This window comes from Schaalia naturae (assembly GCF_042665795.1).
Taxonomy (GTDB): Bacteria; Actinomycetota; Actinomycetes; order Actinomycetales; family Actinomycetaceae; genus Pauljensenia; species Pauljensenia naturae.
Window position 1 is genome coordinate 1,897,501 of record NZ_JBHTEF010000001.1, and the last position, 20,422, is coordinate 1,917,922.

Here is a 20,422-nt window from a genome sequence, read left to right on the forward strand (position 1 = left end):
TCGTCCTTGAAGTCTCGTGGCGGGTCTGTCCTCGGACACGGCCGGTCGCCCGGCCCGACAATTCTACGACGCCCACGACCAAGGTCCCACTTCTCCCGGCTGTTGGGATCGCCCCACCGAATCCCGCTGGTCTGCACCCCTTTATCATCGTTCGGCCAGACGCCACGTGGTGGTGATCGTCAACGGTCGGTCGGGCGCCACCGATTCTGGTGCCGTGTTGATACCGTTCGGCGGTCCGGACAACGGCTCCACGCACACGGCGTCCTCGGGGACGGTGAAGAGCGTGGACCACCGGCGATCGGAGCCGATGCGGGCCGACACCGATTCCCACCGCAGCTCCGCGTCCATCTGGTGGGCGTACCCGAAACAGTTGTCCCACGGACCGGTCTGAGGAGAAATTCTTCGGCCGGTCGGCAGCTCGTTGCCACCGAGTTCCTCCTGCCACTGAGGGTGCGTCCCGAGGAGGACATCGCGCGAGTCGCCCTCGAGTCGCCTGAGGAACCACGGATGCCACCCCGCCTGAGCCGGGAACTCACCGGAGTTGCTGATGATCTCGAGCGAAAGGGTGAGGGAGCTGTCGTTGACGCCGATCCGCTGGACCGCCCGCGCGTCCCACGGCCACCACCGCCCGAGTTCCAGGGAGAACTCGTCGACCCCGGACCGGGTCCACGGACCGAAGCACGCACACCCGTGAAGGGCGTGGGGCGGACGGTTGACCGGTAGCTGGTGGACCCGTCCGCGCCAGTACAGAAGCCCGCCTCCCATTCTCCCCACCCATGGGACCATCGGGAACACTCCGTATTGGAACCCGCGGCGTTCGGGACTCCACTGGCGGAGAATCTCCCGTCCATGGACCCGGATCGACGTGATCCGGCATCCGTCGTCGGGATACACCGTCACTTCGAGGCTGTCGCTCGCATATGTGACCTTCTCTCCTCGTGGTCCCGGCCACGGGGATGCGCTGTCACGCTGGATCGCGCGAAAGTGCTCGTTCATGCTGTCAGTCCTTTCCTTTCACGTCGCGGCAGGCCGGCTCCGCGGTCGACGCCGTCCGACTGCTTCCTCGGATGAGAACAGTCGCGACGAGAGAGACGAGCCCCGCGACAGCCATGTATGCGGCCACTCCCCACGGCTCGCCGTCGAACGCCTGGAGCAGGGCCGTGCAGATCAACGGTGTCAGACCTCCGAGGATTGCAGAGAACTGGTAGGCGAAGGACAGTCCCGTGTACCGGACGTCAGTGCCAAACATGCTCGTGAAGAGCGTCGGCTGGACGGCGAACATCATCGTGGGTCCGAGGTTGTAGGACACGATGAGCGCCACCCAGATTGCTGGAACGCTCGCCGTGCCGAGGAGGAGGAAGAACGGGAAGGAGACCAGCACGACGGAAACTGCCCCGAGGAGATAGATCCTCCGCAGTCCGACCCGGTCTGAGAACCATCCGATGACCGGACACGCAAGAATCCCGATCGCCGACGCGACGAGCATGCCGTTGAGGGGGATCTGCCGATCCAACGCCAGCTGGGTGGTGACGTAGGAGATGCCGAAGGCGTTGATGATATTCGACGAGACCGTCTCGGCAATCCGCGCGCAGAAGGCAAGGACCATGTTTCTCGGATGGTTCCTGAAGGCACGGAACAGGGGGATTCTCTCGCCCGAGCGAGACGACGAGCAAGTGGCTGGATTCCTCTGGCGTAGGAATTCGGGCGTCTCCCCCGTGTGAGTGCGGACGAACATTCCCACTGCGAGCATCAGCATCGAGACGAGGAACGGGATGCGCCATCCCCATGAGTGCATCTGTTCGTCGGTGAAGGCGCTGTCGCACAGAGAGACGATCCCCGTGGCCAACAGGATGCCGATGGAGGCGGCAGTCTGGGGAAGGGAACCGAAGAAGCCCCGACGCGGCCCCGGGGCGGACTCGATGGTCAACAGGGCAGCGCCGCCGTACTCGCCGCCGAGACCGAATCCCTGGACAAGGCGGAGAGCCACCAGCAGGATCGGAGCCCACACCCCCACCTGGTCATACGTCGGCAGGAGGCCGATGAGGAACGTGGAGGCTCCCACAATGCTCAACGTCCAGATGAGCGCCGACTTCCGGCCACGTTGATCACCGAAGTGCCCGAAGATGATCCCGCCCAGAGGCCGCGCGAAGAACCCGGCACCGTAGGTCGCGAAGGAAGCGATGATACCTGTGGCAGCATCGCTGGTGGGAAAGAAGACCCTCCCGAAGAAGAGGGCCGAGGCGGTTCCATAGACGAAGAAGTCGTACCACTCCAGGAGCGCCCCGGAGATGCTGGCCGTCACGACTCTGCCCATGTGCACCGGTGGGTCCTCGCCGACCGATGAGTGAGTGTCTGTCTTCATTCTGTTGCTCCTGAATGCTCCTCCGGCGGCTCCGTGTGCCCGACGCGGTTCGAGGGCATCGGGCACACGGAGCCTGGTGGGAGCGAGTCGTCACCGTCGACGGTTCACAGGTTCCACGGCGCGGATCACCGCTGCCGCGTCGAGCCTCCCGTGACCCATGGCCTGGGCCTGGGCAAAGACCTGGAGGGCAGCGGAGCAGACGTGCACCGGAACGCGGTTCCGGGCCGCGGCGTCGACGCCGAGCCGCAGGTCCTTCGCCGCCAGATCCACGGAGAACCGGGCATCGAGATCGTCCTGTGCCATCCATGCCAGCCGCATCTCGGCCTGGGAGGACCACGCCCCCGTCGTGCGAAGCGCGCGTTCGAAGGTGTCGGCATCGATGCCCACGCGTGCGGCGAGGGAGTATCCCTCGGCCAGCGCGACGAGATCCGTCATTCCGACGAGGTTCGAGATGAGCTTGAACATCGTCGCGGCCTCCACCGAGCCCATGGGGAAGACCTCGTTCGCGATCGCCTCGAGGACCGGCCGCAGCTCCGACACGGCATGGGGATCGCCGCCGACGAATGCGGGGATCTCCCCTCGCTCGGCATGCGCCGGGGTCTTGCCCACCGTGCAGGCAACGAAACGCCGCCCTGGATGACTCTCCACGGTCATTGCCTCCCTGCGTGAGGTCGCAGGGTCGACGGTGGAGGCGTCCACCGCGATGGCCCCTTCGTCGAGTTCCTCGGCGTGCTCATCCCAGAATTGTTCGACGATCTCGGGCGTGGGCAGCGAGGTGATCACGACGTCGTGGCCGGCAACCGCCTCAGAGGCACTGTCGACCGCCGCCGCGCCGTGCGACGCGAGTGCCTGAACCGCCTTGGTGTCGAGGTCGAAACAGGTGACTGAGAAGCCCTGTGTGAGAAGACGCCGCGCAATCGCTCCGCCCATGGCTCCGAGTCCGATGAATCCGATGGCCAGATCGTGTGTCATCGGGATGTCACTTCCCCTCGAGGTTGATCTCTTGCAGGACGGCAGCGTCTTCCTCGTCGACGTTGTAGCCCATGGGTTCCCAGTGGATGAGCAGACCGGTGAAGAATCCGACCAGGGGGACGATCGCCAACCAGTAGAAGGCATCTGTGCCCAGCGCTCCCCACAGCATGGGCCACAGGATCAGGCCGGCGATGGCTCCAGTCCTCATGATGGCGCGGGCGAAGCCGATCCCGGCGGGACGGATGCTCGGCGGGTACGAGAGCGTCGCGATGGTCATCCCCAGTCCGCCGGGGCCCGCCGAGTGGAAGAAGATGATGAGACCCAGCAGGACGAGCGCCAACCACGGGTTGCTCGTGCCGAGCAGCCCGAGCAGGAGCAGGCAGACCGCGACGAGGCCGAATCCCGTCATCGTCTGCCGCCGCGACCCGAATCGATGGACGATGACCGAACCGATCGCACCACCGGTGACGCCGGCGAGGAGGTTCACTACGGCCGATCCCGACAGTGAGGCGCTCAGGCCGCCTGTGAGAATTCCCGCGAGGGTGAGTGGGAGGTAGACGCCGACCGCGTTGTACTGCCAGGCCTGCATCGTGGCGACGACACAGCCGAGGACCGTGCGGCGCAGGTAGGTCCTGTTGAAGAGGATCCTGTAGGCGCCTTTCGTCGTGCGTTCCGCGGCCGGCACGTCCGACTCCGCCTCCGGCGCGACAACAGCCTGCACGCCGTAGCGGTCCCAGAGCACCCGCACGGCCTCGTCGTAGTGTCCTTGACGTCCTGCCCAGATCGCTGATTCTCCAATGAGGAAGTAGCGGCTGACCAGCACGACGACGCCGAAGATTCCTCCGATGAGGATCCCGTACCTCCACAGACGCTCCTCGACGATCCCGGCGGAGTTCAGGGCGATGAGAATCAGGTAGACCACGGTGGTGGCCATGTACCACCCCATCTGCCACAGGTTGACGGACCTGCCTGAGTTCTTGGAGCCGGCCCCGGCGAGTTCAGCGACGGCGTTGGTCGCCAGGGGGAAGTCGACGCCAAGTCCGAGCCCCATCAGGACTCTGAAGACCAGGACCCACCAGATGCTTGGCGCGAACGCGACAGCCACTGCGGCGAACGAGCACACGGCCATCGCCAGGACGAAGGCGCGCTTCTGGCCTAGGCGGTTGATGATCTTCTGGGACGCGAGCCCCCCGATCAGGGCGGCGACGAGGACAGATGCGTTGACAGTGGCGGCCAGTCCTGAGGAGATGCCGAACTGGGCGGCGATGTACTTGTTGCCGAAGCCGATCATCGTCGCCTGGTAGGCGTCCAGGAGGACACCCCCGAGCGCCACGAAGATCGCGACGGCGCCCCCGCGCAGGGAGGGGTGCTCATTGACGAGATCGATGACGTCCTGTGGTTTTCTGATGACAGGAAGGCCGCCCGGGTTGGCGGGCTCGGCTGTGGTGACGGACATGGTGTTCCTCTCGGTGATGGGACAGATGGTCTCAGTCGGCGATGTGGATCAGGACCTTGATCGAGTCAGGTTCCTTCGCCCGTTCATAGGCGCGCGCGGCGTCGTCCAGGTCGAAGACATCCGTCACGAGGTCTCCGGGTCGAAACGCTCCGGAGCGGATCCACTCGATGGCGTCGTCGAAATCGCCAGGCTGGTACATCCCGGAGCTTGTCAGAGTGCGTTCGAAACGCTGCATGGAAGGCAGGGGAATCTCGCGCGGACCATTGGGCACGCCCATGACGACCACGGTCCCTCCCGCGATCACGCGGGTGCATGCCTCGTTCAGCGTCGTCTGGGCCGCTACGACGTCGAAGACGCCTGAAAAGGTCTCACTCCGGAGTTCGCCGGGGGCGACACACCTATCGGCGCCTAGTCGCCCGGCAAATGCGCGTTTGGCGGGGTCCGGTTCGATGACCGTTAGCTTCCCGGCGCCCATGATGCGCAGCGCCCGCACAATAGACAGCCCGATCGTCCCCGCACCGATCACGAGGATGTCGTCACGGCAGTCTTCCGGCATCCGGCCGGCGCTGTGACGCGCGCACGTCGCCGGTTCGGTGAAGGCGAGATCCGTCCAGGCCACGTCCTTGGGAGCGATATGTACATTGCGGGCAGGAACCACATGCGACGTCCGCGCAAAGCCCGGGGCGCGGAAGCCCGCCACGTTCGGCGGCTCGCAGAGGTTCGGGCGCCCCGAACGACACGCCCGGCAATGCCCGCAGGCCATGATCGGATCGATGACAGCGTGGTCTCCAACGGCGATGCCCTCCGCCCCGGGCCCGACCTCGGTGACGATCGCGCACACCTCGTGTCCCGGTACGGTCGGCGGCTGGGCGAATGGATGCCCACCAGCCAGAACGTGGAGATCCGACCCACAGATCCCGAGATATTGGGGTGCGATCCGCACATCCCCCCGGTCAAGCGCGCAATCACCCTCAGGCGACTCCTGGACGCTCACCGAGTTGACACCGTCGAACACGATTCTCTGTGCTGTGTGTGGCATGTCTTCCTTGACTCCTTTCCTCCACGTTCACGGGACCAGAAGTCCTCCGCGTCCGCGTCTCACCTGCCGGCGATCTCCTCGTCGACGATTTCCCCAAGCCGGCGCAGCCGAGGAGCACTGATATCCGCGAGCATCTGGACTGGGTTGCGCGCACCGATCACAGAGGCCCATACGGCTCGGCCCGCCAGGAAACCTGAAGCGCCGGCTCGGATAGCCATGCGAACAGAGTTTGGAAACAGGTCGGCCTTGACGCCCGAGGAGAGGATCACCCACGGCATCGACAGCTTCGAGTCGAGTGATCGGCAAGCGTCGAGCAACGTGTCGTCGTCCGCATCGCCTCCGTACGGCATCTCACCTTTGTAGAGATCGGCATCCGTATCTCCGAGTTCCCCAGCGGCCATGAGGATCGCATGTTCTCTGTCGATGGAGGCGCCGTGGCGAGGAGGCCTGACGACGGGCTCGATGATGGCGAGGAGGCCCTGCGCGTGGCATTCGCGGACGAAGCGGTCGACCACACTTCGCCGCGCCGCCGGGTCCTCGTCGGAGCGCCACAGCACCAGTAGTTTCATCGCCCGGGCTCCGTCATCACGCGCTCGCTCAGGGGTGATCTCGGTATCGATCGTCACCTCGTCGACCGGGATTCCGTTGCCCGGATGGAAGGCATCCGCCGCGACAATGAGTGCGGAGTTCTCGACCACGCATCCGTCGTGCACGATGGCGTCATAGCTGAACTGCTTGTCGACCAGGACTCCCGAGGCGAACGGGGAGAGGACGCGCGCAGCAGCGAGCTTGAAGGCGGTGAGCGCCGAATCAGGGACTGGCGCGGGGGCACCCGCTGCAGTGAACATGTTGCGCAACGCCTCGCGCTGATCGATTGCGAGCATTGCCAGCCCTCCGCTCGGCCGCGCGATGTCGGCGAGGACGAAACGATCTGTGATCATCGAGGTTCTCCATCTGTGTCGGCGCTGCTGGAACGGGCCATCATGCGATGTAGTTCGCTCAGGCCGGGCACTGCCGACCGGCCATCCAGAGCGCGGCACGACAAGGCGGCCGTGGCGTTGGCGTCGTCAAGCGCCTCCTCCCACGAGCAGTGCCGCAGTAGGGCCGCAACGATCGCCCCGTGGAAGACGTCCCCCGCTCCGAGAGTCGAGACGATCTTCGAGAGGTCGACCGACGGCCGTGAGACGTGACCCTCCGGCGATCCGACGCCGACCCTGGAGCGAGGGGTCCACCACGCGTGCGACCCCCTTCTGCCATCGGTGGCCACCACCGCCCCGGCGCCGTCATCCAGCGCACAGCGAGCCGCCTCTTCCAGGTCACCGGTTCGGTACCTCGACCTCAGAGACTCGGCCGTCGGAACGTAGAGGTCGACGAGGGAGAGGTCGAGGCCGCGCACGTCGTTGCCCGCGTCGATCGACACGATCGGTCGGGACCGTCGTTCCGCAAGGCGCCGGGCGACGGGCAGGAAGCCCAGGTGGTCGGTGTGGATCCAGTCGGCGCCGTCCACGGTCACCGCTTGCTCAGGCTCAAGGGCGGCCCAAGGGTCCACAGCGAGGGTGCAGATCGCGCGTGTCCGGGCACCCTGGTCGATGAGGATGCACGAGGCCTGGGTCGGATGTCCCCGGCGCACGACGACTCCCGTGGTGTCGACGCCCTCGTCATTGAGCAACCGGATCGCCTGCCGACCGGCCTCATCATCGCCCACGCGTCCGACGAAGGCGACCTCATGGCCCTGTCGGGCCAGGACGACCGCGGCGTTCGCCGCCGGTCCGCCTCCGGCGATCTCCACCTGGTGCGCCTCGACGCGTTCATCCGGTCCCGGATACCGGTCCAACAGTGCGAGGGTGTCGACGGTTACCACTCCGACACAGACGATGCGAGCATTCGCATCCACTTTCGTACCTCCATCGGTCCCGTGCGCGCAGCCCTTCCGTGCGCCGCCAGTGCTCACACTGTAGACCCGATATGTCCGAAGTACAACATTACAATGTTTGTTATGTTCATAATTGAACATCCTGACGGAGACTCCGACACCGTCGAGGATCTCGGTAGGCTATGTTCTTGAAGGAAACATCCATCCCTGGCAAGCGAGAGGTCAATCCAAGATGACAGCCGACACCCGCACGGCATCTGTCGAGCGGCGCCGTTCACGCATCGTTGAGCGAGTTCGGACATATGGGGCCGTGACCATCTCCGAGCTTGCGCTCGATCTGGGAGTCTCGGACATGACGATTCGACGCGATGCTGACGCACTGGCCCATACAGGGGAGGTCGTCCGACTGCATGGAGCGTTACGGGGACCGGACAGCGCTATCAGTTCGACGTTCGAATACACACAACGCACCACTCGGTCGGCTGAGCAGAAGGCACGGATCGGAGCGGCTGCCGCACGCGACATCGATCCGCATGACACCCTGGTCATTGATGCGGGCACGACAGCCCTTCAGGTGGCTGTTTCCCTGCCCGAGAGCTTCGTTGGAACGATCATCACGCACTCCATCCCTGTGATCGGTTTCGCCGAGCAACGCCCGCTGGTCAAAGCGATCGTGCTGGGGGGAGAGGTCTACCGCCCGAGCCGCGCCCTCGTCGGATCCGCAGGAACAACGGAAGCGGCCGGCCTGAGGGCAGCCACCTTTTTCCTTGGAGCCGCAGCGGTGGACGCCCGCGGCGTCTACGCCTCTGTCGACGTCGAGCGCGGGCTCAAGGAGGCCCTCATGGACATCTCAGATCGGGTAGTACTGGTCGTGGACAGCTCCAAGCTCGCCGCGTCGGCACCGGTACGCCTGTGCGGATGGGATCGCATTGACGTCATCGTCACCGATGACGATCCCGGCGCCGAACTCTTGGAGACACTCCACCGCAACGCCGTCGAGTGCCTCATCGCCGCCCCACAGCCCTGAGACGCGGCGTCCTCGGGCGGGAGAAGCCGCCCGAATGTCCGGTGTCCGCTCCGGCGCCTCTCCGGGCAGGCTCAGGACAGGGGCGCGGGCGAGGGCGTGCGATTGAGCTGGACGCCTGCGAACAGCCGACCGGCGATCGAGGGGCGGTCCTTGCGCCGCAGGTACAGGTCGATGCACACGGCGATCAGCAGCACGATTCCCTTGATGGTGCGCGAGAGATCGGATCCCACGCCCAGTAGCAGCAGCCCGTTGTTGAGGACCGCCATGACCAGGCCGCCCAGCACGCCGCCGAGGACGGTGCCGACGCCTCCGCCCACCGCGGCTCCGCCCACGAAGACGGCGGCGATGGCATCGAGCTCCCACAGGCTCCCGTCCTGCGGGCCCGCTGCGGTGGAACGGCCCGCGAACATCATCCCCGCGAGCGCCGACAGCACGCCCATGTTCACCATGACGGCGAACTGGACGCGCCGGATGTCCACCCCGGACAACGACGCGGCGACGGAGTTGCCGCCCACCGCGTAGATGTGGCGCCCGAACGCGGTGCGCTGGGTGACGAGGTGGTAGACGAGGACGAGGACCAGCACGATCAGACCAGGGACTGGGAAGGATGTGGTGGGCCGCCCGCTCCCGAACAGCCAGGTCAGCCATCCGACCACCAGGACCACCAAAGCGGTTCGCGTGTTCGGGATCCAGTTCTGGACCTCGCCGCCCAGTCTGGAGACGTGGCGACGGTAGGACGTCTGCTGCCTGACGCCGAGCAGCGCGGCGACCACGATCCCGAGCACGAGCGTCGAGTTGTTCATCCCCGTCCAGGTGGGGCCCCACTCGGGGAGGTACCCGGCTCCGAGATAGACGAATTGCTCGGGCACCGGCACCGACAGGGCACCCGACTCCCACTGCGCGATGCCCCGGAAGATCATCATGCCGGCCAGCGTGGTGATGAATCCGGGGATGCCCGCTCGGGCCAGGAAGAACCCCTGGAAGGCCCCGATCGCGGCCCCCATGGCGACGCCGGCCAGCAGACCGGCCCACCACGGCAGGCCCGCCCTGTTCATCAGCAGCGCCACGGACATCGAGACGACCGCCGCGACGGAGCCCACCGACAGGTCGATCTGGCCGATGACGACGACCAGGACCATGCCGATGGCCAGGACCAGGACATAGGCGTTCGAGGTCACGAGGTTCTGCAGGTTCGACGGCGTGAGCATCCTCCCGCCGGAGGCGACGTTGAGGACGACGACGAGGACGGCCAGCACGACGGCCATCACGTACTGGTGCAGGGTCGACCCGAACAGCTGCCGAAGGAACCTCATGCGCCTGGCGACCTCCCTTGGTGTCCGTCCGCCCCCGGCACCCCGCTCGGAGCCTGGCCGGGGAGGGGACGATCCCTCATGGCCCAGACCACATCCTAGATGAGCGAGTGCCGCGATCCGCGCACCTCCCCCGGGGGCGCGGCCCTTCCGGCGCAGGAGAGGCCCGCGGCGCGTGTGCGGAGGGAGCGGGTGCTCGCCGGGAAGGAAGCCCCGGGGCCGCGCCACCGACCGGATCCGAGCCTTCCACGGGGCGGAAACTGCTACTTTGGGGCCGTGGATGGAAGTGTCGGGCCCACCGGGTCGCAGGCGTCGCTCCGCGAGGCCAACAGCGCCCGGGTCGTCGACACCGTCAAACGCTATGGCCACATCACCCAGGTCGAGCTGGCCGCCGCGACGGGCCTGTCACCAGCCACGATCTCCAACATCGTCAAACAGCTGACCGCCCAGGGAGTCGTCCAGACCCAGAACACCGTCCGATCGGGACGCCGTGCGCAGATGGTGACGCTCGCCAGGCGCACGGGACTGGCCGTCGGGGTCTACATCGGCCGGCGGACCCTGCGCATCGACGTCTCGGATGCCACTCAGGACGTCACCGCCGGCCAGGTGTTCCCCCTGCCCGTCGACCACCGTGTGGACACGACGCTGGACCGGACCTCGCTGCTCATCATGGAGCTCGTCGAGGGGCTGGGCGCTGAGCTGCCCGAGATCGTCGGCATCGGCGTCGCCCTGCCCGCTCCCATCGACCCCGATACGCAGCGCGTCTCGGTACGCGGGATCATGCGGGACTGGGATGACGTCGACGTCCGCGACGTGCTCTCGCGCAGACTCGGGCACCGCGTCGTGGTGGACAACGACGCGAACATGGGGGCCCTGGCCGAGGCCCGCTATGGCGCCCTGCGCGGGTGCCACGAGGGCGTCTACGTGCGCGCCTCCTACCAGACGGGCGCCGGGATCCTCATCGACGGCCGCATCCACCGCGGCCAGCGCGGCACGGCCGGCGAGATCGGCCATGTCCAGGTGGATCCGCAGGGCGCCATCTGCCAGTGCGGGGGCCGCGGTTGCCTCAACACCGTCGTCGGCGCGGACGCGCTGGTCGACTCCCTGCGCATCTCGCGGGGCCCGCTCACGCTCCACGACGTCATCTCGTTGGCGATCGAGGGCGATCCCGGGTGCCGCCAGGTCATCGCCGACGCGGGATCGGCGATCGGCACCGCCCTCGCCGATCTGTCCACCTGGACGGATCCGCAGCGTATCGTCGTCGGTGGCGAGCTTGCCCAGGTCGGCGACGTGCTCCTCGCACCCATCCGCGACGCGGTGCGCGGTCGGCCGATGCTGGCCTCCGCCGACATCGACGTCCTGCCGTCCATCCTCGGCGACCGGGCCGAGTCCATGGGAGCGCTCGCGCTGGCCATGGACCGTTTCGGCCAGCCCTACGCGGGTCAGCCGTCTTCGGACCGGGCGTCCTCGCCGTCCCCGACCCAGGAGGAGAAGTGATGCGCGATCCTGACGAGACTCCCCTGCTCGCGCTGGAGTCGGTGACCAAGCGCTTCGGCGCCATCGAGGCCGTCGTCGACCTCGACCTCGTCGTCAACCGGCACGAGGTCGTCGCCCTCGTCGGCGACAACGCCGCCGGGAAGTCGACCGTGGCTCGCATGATCGCCGGCGTCTACTCCCCGACCTCCGGTGTCATCCGGCTCGACGGGCGGGCCGTCGACATCCCCTCCACCGGTGTCGCCCACCAGCTGGGGATCGCGACCGTGTTCCAGGAGCTCGCCCTGTGTGAGAACCTGGACGTCACATCCAACATCTTCCTGGGCCGCGAGATCCGATCGGGGCGCCTGCTGGACGAGGAGGCCATGGAGCAGCAGGCCCGCGAGTTCCTCGACCGCCTCAACAGCCGCATCCCGGACGTGCGCACGCCCCTGTTCCAGCTCTCCGCCGGCCAGCGCCAGTGCGTGGCCATCGCGCGCACCCTGGTCGCCGACCCGCGCCTGGTCATCCTGGACGAACCGACCGCCTCCCTGTCGGTCACCCAGACGGCCGAGGTCCTCACCCACATCCTGAGCCTGCGCGACCTGGGCCTGGGCGTCATCTTCATCTCGCACAACCTCACCGACGTCCGCGCCATCGCCGACCGCATCGAGGTCCTGCGCCACGGCCGCAGCAACGGCTCCTTCGACGCGCGCGAGGCGTCCTACGAGGACGTCATCGCCGCCATGACGGGAGCCACCCGGATCCGCCGGTAGCACGGCCCCCGAACGAGGATGCAGACGCCCGTCAAAGGCCCGAATGGGCGTGGCGAGCCGCCGGCGCCCCCATCAGTGACGACGAGGCGGCCGGACATCCCGGAGAGACCTCCCCGGGACGGCCGGCCGCCTCAGCGTCTGCCGCTCACTTGGCGGCGTCGACCAGCTCCATGCGGTGCGAGTCGCTCGCGTAGACCTCGGCGGCGTTGTCTGCCGTCACGATCTGCGGGGTGAGCAGGTAGGAGGTCACGGGGTTGCCCTCCTGCGACTCGTACTGCTCCTTGTCGACCGTCGCGTTGTCGACGCTCGGATCCGTCTCGCCGCCCGCGACGGCGATGGCCAGGTCGATGGCGCCCTGGACGAGCGGACGGGTGTCCTTGTAGATCGTCGAGTACTGCTTGCCCTGGACGACCCAGGTCACGGACTCGTCCTCGGAGTCCTGGCCCGTGACGACCGGGATCGGCTTGCCGGCCTGGTCGACGGCCGTGATGATGGCGCGGGCCAGCGTGTCGTTCGGGGACAGGACGCCGTCCGGCACCTCATCGCCGGTGTAATTGGCGGTGAGGAGCGAGGACATGCGGTTCTGGGCGTTGGCCGGCAGCCAGCCCTGGGTGGCGGCCTGGCTGAACTCGGTCTGCCCCGACTTCACGACGAGCGTGCCGTCGTCGATCTTCGGCTGGAGCGTGTCCATGGCCCCGTTGAAGAACTTCGTCGAGTTCGAGTCGTCCGGCGAGCCCGCGAACAGCTCGATGTCCCAGGGGGAGTTGCCCGCCTTGGCCTCGAGTCCCTCCAGCAGCGACTGGCCCTGAAGCTGGCCGACGCCGAAGTTGTCGTAGGCGATGTAGTAGTCGATGTCCGTCGTGTTCGTCAGCAGGCGGTCGTAGGCGATGACCTTGATGCCGGCATCGCGCGCGGCCTTGACCTGGGTGCCCAGCTGGGAGCCGTCGATGGCGCCGATGATGAGGACGTCGACGCCGTTCTCGACCATGGCGGAGATCTGGCTCTGCTGCTCGTTGACGCCGGAGTTCGCGAACTGGACCTGGCAGGTGACCCCCGCGGCGTCGCAGTCGTCGTTGAACATCTGCTCGGCCTCGACCCAGTTCTGCGAGGTCTTCTGGGGCAGCGCGACGCCGATGGAGACGTCGCCGGACCCGGTCGAGGCTCCGCCCGACTCGCCCTCCGTCGACCCCGACGACGTGTCCGACCGTCCGCCGCCGCTGCAGGCGCCGAGTGCCAGTGCCATCGCCGCCGCGGCCGTCACGGAGGCCACCTTGGTGAGAGTTCTCATGTGCTTCCTTCTTCGAGTGATCGAGCGGCTGCCGGAGCTCGACGAACGCTGTCCGTTCCGGCTCGACCGCGTGTGTGGGATGGTGGGACAGCGCTGTGCCCCCAGTGGGGGGAGACGTCGCCGCCTCCCCCGCCCGATGTCACTCCTGCTTCGGAGTCCCACCGGGAGTCTGTGTGAACACCGTCTCGGTGCCGGGAGCGGACGCCCGGTCGGCGGCCGCGACGGCGTCGTCGACCTTGCCCTCGGCGACGGCCTTCTCGGTCTCGCGGATCTCGCGCTGGTTGCGTCGGGCGTTCTGGAACATGCCGATAACCGAGCGCCGGCCCTGCCGCTTGGAGTAGACGTCGACGGCTACGGCGATGAGCAGGACCAGGCCCTTGATCATCTGCGTCCAGTCCGCGCCGACGCCCATGAGCTGCAGGCCGTTGTTGAGGAAGGCGATGACGAGAGCGCCGACCATGGTGCCCATGATCGTGCCGACGCCTCCGGCCACCGCCGCTCCGCCGATGAACACCGACGAGATCGCGTCCATCTCCCACAGGTTGCCGTCCGCGGGGCCCGACGAGGTCGCGCGCCCGATGAAGAGGATGCCAGCGATCGCGGAGAGGAACGCCATGTTGATCATGATGAAGAAGTTCGTCCTCTTCACCTGGACGCCCGTCAGCTCGGCGGCCGCCCGGTTGCCGCCGACCGCGTAGACGGAACGGCCGATGACCGTGCGGTTCGAGATGAACGAGTACACGAGGGCGAGGACGACCGCGATGAGGCCCGGGATCGGGAAGGACGTGCCCGGCCGGCCGGTCGCGAAGATCCACATGATGCCGAAGATGACGGCCCCCAGGACGACCAGGCGCGTGATGGGCACCCAGACGGGGGGCAGGTCGGCCTCGACCTCGGCCTGCTGGCGGCGGGACTTGAACTCGTTCCAGACCAGGGCGAGGACGGCGACGGTGGCCAGGATCATCGTCCACATGTTGAAGTTGAACGGGCCGAAGTCGGGCAGGTAGCCCGCTCCCAGCGTCGTGTAGAGCTGCGGGACGGGCACGGACATCGAGTTGCCGATCGCCTGGTTCATCCCGCGGAAGAGCATCATGCCGGCCAGGGTGACGACGAAGGCGGGGATGCCCCAGATCCCGACCCAGAACCCCTGCCAGGCGCCGATGAGCAGTCCGACGGCGATGCCGAGCAGGATGCCGAGCCATGGATTGAGCCCGTGGTTGGTCGTCATGATCGCCACGACGATCCCGACGACGGCGGCGACCGAGCCGACCGACAGATCGATGGACCCGGCGATGATGACGAGCACCATGCCCATGGCCAGGACCAGGACGTAGGCGTTGGTCATGACGAGGTTCATGAGGTTCTGGGACTGGAAGACCTTGCCGCCGGTCTGCCACTGGAAGAAGAGGGCGATGATGATCAGGGCGAAGATCATGGCGAACTGGCGGAAGTCACCACCGAAGATCGCTTTGATGTTCTTTTTCATTGAAGTGCTTTTTCCTTCGTTGATGGTCAGGCGATGCGCGCCCTGGTCGGGGAGGAGGTCATCAGGCGCATCAGCGACTCCTGATCGGCCTGGGCCGTCGGCATCGAACCGGTGACCTCGCCCTCGAAGATCGTGTAGATGCGATCGGTGATGCCCAGGAGCTCGGGGAGCTCCGAGGAGATGACGATGACGGCCTTGCCGGCGTCGGCCAGGGCCTGGATGAAGGTGTAGATCTCGTACTTGGCGCCCACGTCGATCCCTCGGGTGGGCTCGTCGAGGATCATGACCTCCGGGTCCGTGAACATCCACTTCGCCAGGACGACCTTCTGCTGGTTGCCGCCCGAGAGGGTGCCGACGCCCGTCGCCACCGACGGCGCCTTGATGCGCAGGTCCTGGCGGTAGCGCTCGGACTCCTTCCTGGCCTGGTGGAGATCCATCGCCCCATGGCGGACGATCTTGGAGGGCTTCGCCGAGATAACCGACTGGTAGATGTTGTCCAGGAGATTGAGGCCGAGCAGCTTGCGGTCCTCCGACAGGTACGCCAGGCCCGAGTCGATCGCCTGGGGGACGGAGGCCGCGACGACCTTGCGCCCGTCGATGAGCATGTCCCCGGACTCGTAGATTCCGTAGGAGCGCCCGAACAGGGAGCGGCACAGCTCCGTGCGGCCCGCCCCCATGAGGCCGGCGAGGCCGACGATCTGCCCGGCGCGCACCTGCAGGTTCGATCCCTTGCACACCCAGCGGTCCGTGTTGATCGGGTGGCGCACCCACCAGTCGCGGACCTCGAACTTCACATCCCCGATGCTGGAGGTGTGCTCCGGGTACCTGCGGTCCAGGGGGCGCCCCACCATCAGGCGGATCATCTCGTCCTGGTCCAGGGGGCCGTCGGCTGCGTCCAACTCCCCCACGGTCCGCCCGTCGCGGATGACGGTGACGGCGTCGGCGATCTCCGCGATCTCCTCGAGCTTGTGGGAGATCATGATCATGGTGACGCCGCGTTCGCGCTGCTTGCGCATGATCTCCAGGAGATGCTCGGACTCCTCCTCGTTGAGCGCGGAGGTGGGCTCGTCGAGGATGAGGAGCTTGACGTCCTTGGCCAGCGCCTTCGCGATCTCGACCAACTGCTGCTTGCCGACGCCGATATCCTTGATCAGGGTGTCCGGGTCCTCGTCCAGGCCGACCTCGGCCATGTACTTCCTGGCCTGCTTGCGCGTCTCGTGCCAGTCGATGGCGCCCAGCCTCGTCTTGAACTCGTTGCCCATGAACATGTTCTCGGCGATCGACAGGAGGGGGATCAGCGCCAGTTCCTGGTGGATGATGACGATGCCCGCTTGCTCCGAGTCCCGGATGCTCCCGAATTGCACCTCCTTCCCCTCGAAGAGGATCTGCCCCTCGTAGGACCCGTGGGGGTGGACGCCGGAGAGGACCTTCATCAGGGTGGACTTGCCTGCCCCGTTCTCCCCGCAGATGGCGTGGATCTCCTCGGCGTGGACGTTCATGTTGACGTCGTCGAGGGCGATGACGCCCGGGAAGACCTTCGTGATGTGCCGCATCTCGAGGATGAGGCGCTCGCTTCTGTGTGCTGCCATGAATTCTCCGATGAACCAGTGTCCGCGTGTGTCGGTGGGCTCCATTGCGCCCGTCGCTGGACCGAGTCTGCACGATCCGCAGCCAGCATAGCGTCAGAATTCAGGTTCCGTAACCGAACTGCAACATTGGCTTCATGTCATGAAGTCAATGAAGCCAGGCCCTTCCTCCTCGACGGGATCCGGTCACCCATGGAGACGGGCCTGCGGCGGCGACCTGCGGTTTCGCCCGACGCCTCGCCCCTCGGCCGTATCGGCGCGGACACGCGGACTCCCCGGATGGGACCGCTCGCCAAGGAGCCGGGCGGACCGCCGGCGGCGCCCTCGCCGGAGGCGCAGAGGGGCTCCTCTACCCCTTGACGGAGCCTGCCATCATGCCGCGCACGAAGTACTTGCCCAGCAGGATGTAGACGACCAGGGTCGGGAAGGACGCGATGAGCGCGCCGGCCATGGAGGCGCCGTACTCGGTGAGGATCGAGCCGTTCGCCAGATTGTTCAGCGCCAGGGTGACCGGGCCCCTCGTCGCGCCGCCGCCGAAGAACAGGGCGAACAGGAAGTCGTTCCAGGCCGAGGTGAACTGCCAGATCAGGACCACCACGAAGGACGGGACCGAGATCGGCAGCACCACCGACCAATAGGTGCGCAGCATCCCCGCGCCGTCGACCTTCGAGGCCTCGATGAGCTCCATCGGAACGGACTCGTAATAGTTGCGGAAGATCAGCGTGGTGATCGGGATCCCGTAGACGACGTGGAGGAAGATCAGGGTGGGGATCCCCTGCGGCAGGTCCATCGCCAGGATGATCTTGAGCAACGGGATCATGACGGCCTGATAGGGCAGGAACATACCGAACAGGATCAGCGTGAACACCGCGTTCGAGCCCGGGAAGCGCCACCGGGACAGGACGTAGCCGTTGGCCGAGCCCAGCATCGCGGAGATCAGCGAGGAGGGGACGACCAGCGCGAACGTGCGCAGGATCGCCGGCCACAGCGCGGTCCAGGCCTTCGCCCAATTGGCCGCCGACCAGGTCTGGGGCAGCGCCCAGGTGCGCGAGGGGTCCGCGTCGCCCACGCCCTTGAACGAGGTGACGACGAGGACGTAGACGGGGATGAGGACGATCGCCAGGGAGAGGATGAGCAGGGCGTAGCGCACCGAGCGCCCGGCCGTCGACTCCGTGCGGACCTTGCGCCCGGGCGGGATCGGAGGCTGCGCGGCGCTCACTTCGCACGCTCCCGGGAGTCGTGGACCAGGTAGGGCACGACGAGGATCGCGATGACGATGAGCAGGATCATGCCCACCGCGGCCGCGTTCGCATAGTCGCCGCTGGTCACGTAGTTGTACATGTCGATCGCAGGGACCTTGGTCGAGTAGGTCCGCTGATCCGTGATGTTCATGATGAGGTCGAACGACTTCAGGGACATGTGCCCGATGATGACGACCGCAGACAGGGCGACCGGCGTGAGGCTCGGGAAGATCACCCGGCGGTAGATCTGCCATTCGGAGGCGCCGTCCACGCGGGCCGCCTCTCGCAGGTCCTCCGGCACGCCGCGGAACCCCGCGAGGAACAGGGACATGACGTATCCCGACAGCTGCCAGATCGCGGGCAGCGCGATGGCGAGGACGCCGAATGTGATGTTCTGCGTCCACGAGTTCTGGAGGAAGCCCAGGCCGATCATCTGGAACAGCCGGTTGAGTCCGCTCGCCCTCTCGTCTTGGGCGGAGTTGAGGAGCCAGCGCCACACGACGCCGGAGGCCACGAAGGACACGGCCATCGGGAACAGGAAGGTCGAGCGGAAGAAGCCCTCCCCCTTGATCGGCTTGTCCAGCAGCCAGGCCCAGAGGAACCCGACGACCAGCGTGCCCGCGAGGAACGCGAGCGTGTACAGCAGCAGGTTGATCAGCGAGTGCTGGAAGTCGCGGCTCGTGAGCAGGTCCGCATAGTTGTCGAGTCCGACGAAGACCCAGCGTTTCGCTCCCGTTGCCTGCGCCACGGTGTGCTGGTCCGTCATGGAGGTGTGGGCGTTGGAGACGATGAGCCCGTAGACGAACACCCCGATGAGGAGCAGCGAGGGCGAGATGAGGAGCAGCGGGGGGCCGTATCGTCCCGCGCGGTCGCGCAGCGATCTCCGGCGCCGCGGGGGCGGGGTACGGCGCGGCGCGGGCGACGAGGGCGTCCCTGCATGCCGGGCGGAGGGTCCGGATGGGACCGGGGACGGTGGAAGATGGCTTGAGGATTCGGTGGACATGATGCTCCTCGGCGGGGGCGGCGTCCCCCAAGGGCGCCGCCCCCGCATCGATGGACGGGAACGACGGTGCTCAGCCGATGCCCGCGGCGGCGGCGACCAGCTCCTCCTGCAGGCCGGCCACATCGGTGCCGCCCTGGGCGAACTTCATCACCGCGTCGTTGATCGCGCTGGACACCGTGACCGACACGGCGGCGCCGTGCGCGATCGAGGAGACGATCGTGTCATTGGCGAAGGAGTCCATCGCCTCGCGCTGGTAGTCGGAGAAGCCGGCGAGCTCGTCCTCGGACAGATCCGACCGGGCAGGGATGGAGCCCTTGACCGAGTTGAAGGCGATCTGCCCCTCCTTCGAGGAGATCGTCTCGAGCCAGTCGCGGGCGCCGCCCGGGTGGGCCGCCCCGACCGGGAGCGTGAAGGAGTCCGCGAGGAAGTCGTAGACGCCGTCGTTGCCCGGGACCGGGAACTCGATGATGTCCGTCCCCAGCGTCTTGCCCTGCGACGTCAGACCCAGGTACACCCAGTCGCCCATGACGTTGTAGGCCGCCTTGCCGTCCACGACGGGCTGCATGGCGGGCTCCCAGTCCTCCGCGTACAGCGAGGAGTCCGTGTAGGACATGATCGTCGCGAAGTGCTCCAGGGCCGCCGTCACATCCGCCGAGGCCCAGTCCGTGGTCCCGTCGAAGAGCCCGTTGTAGCCGTCCGCGCCGAGGTCGGCGATGAGGATGGTCTCCAAGAGCTCCGTCTGGGTCCACGCGGATCCCACGGTGATCGGGGTGTACCCGGCCGCCTTGATCTTCTCCATGTCCGCGATCCACGCGTCGATGTCGGCCGGCACCGCGTCGGGATCGACACCGGAGTCCTTGAGGACCGTCGGGTTCGCCCACACGACATTCGCCCGGTGGATGTTCGAGGGGACGGAGTAGATCTTCCCGTCCATCGTCAGGCGGTCGAGCAGGTCCTGCGGGAAGGCCTTGTCGAGGCCCAGCTCGTCATAGAGCCCCGTGAGGTCCTCCACCTGCCCCGCCTCGATGTAGTCCGTCATCTCGGCGCCGGCGTGCGCCTGGAAGGTGTCGGGCGGGTTGCCGGCGGCCAGGTCGGCCGCCAGCTTCTGCTTGGCCTGCGAGCCGCCGCCGCCGGCGATGGCCGCGTTGACGAACTCCGTGTCCGGGAACTTCTCCTCGAAGACCTTCTGCAGCGCTTGGAGGCCCTCCTTCTCCGACCCGGACTCCCACCAGGTCATGACCTGGACCTCGCTGTCGTCGCCCTCCCAGGCGGCCGCGCCCGTCGAGGTCCCTCCGTCCGACTCCGCGCCGCCGCTGGCGCTCTCGCCGCCGCCTCCCCCCGAGCAGGCGACCAGCGTCATGGCGAGCGCCGCCGTGCCGATCACCGCGATTCCTCTGCGCATCACATACCTCCCTCGGTGGCGGGGGCCCCATAGCCCCCTGCGCTTCACCGCCCGGCGTCACGGACGGTGGCGGGCACGACCGTGTGCCCGCGTCCAGCATAAGAGCGCTCTCGGACCGCCACCGGGCC

At 67.0% G+C, this 20,422-nt stretch carries 17 protein-coding genes; 3 read left to right on the forward strand and 14 right to left on the reverse strand.

Annotation, left to right across the window (positions count from 1 at the left end; translation table 11 throughout):
• Positions 1-144 precede the first annotated feature (144 nt).
• The 7 genes from ACFQWG_RS08480 to ACFQWG_RS08510 form a co-directional block, all read right to left on the reverse strand.
• The gene (locus tag ACFQWG_RS08480; RefSeq protein ID WP_380974330.1) at positions 145-996 is read right to left on the reverse strand and encodes an aldose epimerase family protein; all 852 of its coding nucleotides are present in this window, start codon (positions 994-996) and stop codon (positions 145-147) included.
• Between the two features lie 4 nt (positions 997-1,000).
• Positions 1,001-2,428 carry an MFS transporter gene (locus tag ACFQWG_RS08485; RefSeq protein WP_380974333.1) on the reverse strand — a complete coding sequence of 476 codons (1,428 nt, stop codon included), beginning with the start codon at positions 2,426-2,428 and terminating at the stop codon, positions 1,001-1,003.
• Positions 2,429-2,452: 24 nt separating this feature from the next.
• Positions 2,453-3,334: an NAD(P)-dependent oxidoreductase gene (locus tag ACFQWG_RS08490; protein ID WP_380974336.1), complete on the reverse strand. Its 882-nt coding sequence runs from the start codon at positions 3,332-3,334 to the stop codon at positions 2,453-2,455.
• A 7-nt stretch (positions 3,335-3,341) separates the two neighbouring features.
• Complete coding sequence (locus ACFQWG_RS08495) at positions 3,342-4,790, reverse strand: MFS transporter (protein ID WP_380974339.1); 1,449 nt, start codon at positions 4,788-4,790, stop codon at positions 3,342-3,344.
• 31 nt (positions 4,791-4,821) lie between these two features.
• Positions 4,822-5,784 carry a zinc-dependent alcohol dehydrogenase gene (locus ACFQWG_RS08500; RefSeq protein ID WP_380974342.1) on the reverse strand — a complete coding sequence of 321 codons (963 nt, stop codon included), beginning with the start codon at positions 5,782-5,784 and terminating at the stop codon, positions 4,822-4,824.
• Between the two features lie 104 nt (positions 5,785-5,888).
• Positions 5,889-6,770, reverse strand: coding sequence for a hypothetical protein (locus ACFQWG_RS08505; RefSeq protein WP_380974345.1), 882 nt, complete (start codon positions 6,768-6,770; stop codon positions 5,889-5,891).
• Positions 6,767-7,723: a carbohydrate kinase family protein gene (locus tag ACFQWG_RS08510; RefSeq protein WP_380974348.1), complete on the reverse strand. Its 957-nt coding sequence runs from the start codon at positions 7,721-7,723 to the stop codon at positions 6,767-6,769. The genes ACFQWG_RS08505 and ACFQWG_RS08510 overlap by 4 nt, the downstream gene beginning before the upstream one ends.
• Before the next feature lie 211 nt (positions 7,724-7,934).
• Here ACFQWG_RS08510 and ACFQWG_RS08515 point away from each other — a divergent pair, with 211 nt between their 5' ends.
• Positions 7,935-8,729 carry a DeoR/GlpR family DNA-binding transcription regulator gene (locus ACFQWG_RS08515; protein WP_380974352.1) on the forward strand — a complete coding sequence of 265 codons (795 nt, stop codon included), beginning with the start codon at positions 7,935-7,937 and terminating at the stop codon, positions 8,727-8,729.
• 71 nt (positions 8,730-8,800) lie between these two features.
• On the opposite strand, the gene ACFQWG_RS08520 is transcribed toward ACFQWG_RS08515, so the two are convergent.
• Positions 8,801-10,042, reverse strand: coding sequence for a sugar ABC transporter permease (locus ACFQWG_RS08520; RefSeq protein WP_380974355.1), 1,242 nt, complete (start codon positions 10,040-10,042; stop codon positions 8,801-8,803).
• A 273-nt stretch (positions 10,043-10,315) separates the two neighbouring features.
• Here ACFQWG_RS08520 and ACFQWG_RS08525 point away from each other — a divergent pair, with 273 nt between their 5' ends.
• Positions 10,316-11,536 carry an ROK family transcriptional regulator gene (locus ACFQWG_RS08525; protein ID WP_380974357.1) on the forward strand — a complete coding sequence of 407 codons (1,221 nt, stop codon included), beginning with the start codon at positions 10,316-10,318 and terminating at the stop codon, positions 11,534-11,536.
• The gene (locus ACFQWG_RS08530; RefSeq protein ID WP_380974360.1) at positions 11,536-12,288 is read left to right on the forward strand and encodes an ATP-binding cassette domain-containing protein; all 753 of its coding nucleotides are present in this window, start codon (positions 11,536-11,538) and stop codon (positions 12,286-12,288) included. The genes ACFQWG_RS08525 and ACFQWG_RS08530 overlap by 1 nt, the downstream gene beginning before the upstream one ends.
• Before the next feature lie 145 nt (positions 12,289-12,433).
• On the opposite strand, the gene ACFQWG_RS08535 is transcribed toward ACFQWG_RS08530, so the two are convergent.
• From ACFQWG_RS08535 to ACFQWG_RS08560, 6 genes are all read right to left on the reverse strand, one after another.
• Positions 12,434-13,576 (reverse strand): substrate-binding domain-containing protein, encoded by a 1,143-nt coding sequence (locus ACFQWG_RS08535; RefSeq protein WP_380974363.1) that lies wholly within the window; start codon positions 13,574-13,576, stop codon positions 12,434-12,436.
• A 139-nt stretch (positions 13,577-13,715) separates the two neighbouring features.
• Positions 13,716-15,062, reverse strand: coding sequence for an ABC transporter permease subunit (locus ACFQWG_RS08540; RefSeq protein WP_380974366.1), 1,347 nt, complete (start codon positions 15,060-15,062; stop codon positions 13,716-13,718).
• Between the two features lie 26 nt (positions 15,063-15,088).
• Entirely contained in the window at positions 15,089-16,651 is a 1,563-nt protein-coding gene (locus ACFQWG_RS08545; protein ID WP_380974369.1) for an ATP-binding cassette domain-containing protein, read from the reverse strand.
• Between the two features lie 346 nt (positions 16,652-16,997).
• Positions 16,998-17,846 (reverse strand): carbohydrate ABC transporter permease, encoded by an 849-nt coding sequence (locus ACFQWG_RS08550; RefSeq protein WP_380976293.1) that lies wholly within the window; start codon positions 17,844-17,846, stop codon positions 16,998-17,000.
• Positions 17,847-17,863: 17 nt separating this feature from the next.
• A complete protein-coding gene (locus tag ACFQWG_RS08555; RefSeq protein WP_380974372.1) occupies positions 17,864-18,892 on the reverse strand; it encodes a carbohydrate ABC transporter permease in 1,029 nt (342 codons plus the stop codon).
• Between the two features lie 70 nt (positions 18,893-18,962).
• Positions 18,963-20,294 carry an ABC transporter substrate-binding protein gene (locus tag ACFQWG_RS08560; RefSeq protein ID WP_380974376.1) on the reverse strand — a complete coding sequence of 444 codons (1,332 nt, stop codon included), beginning with the start codon at positions 20,292-20,294 and terminating at the stop codon, positions 18,963-18,965.
• Positions 20,295-20,422 lie beyond the last annotated feature (128 nt).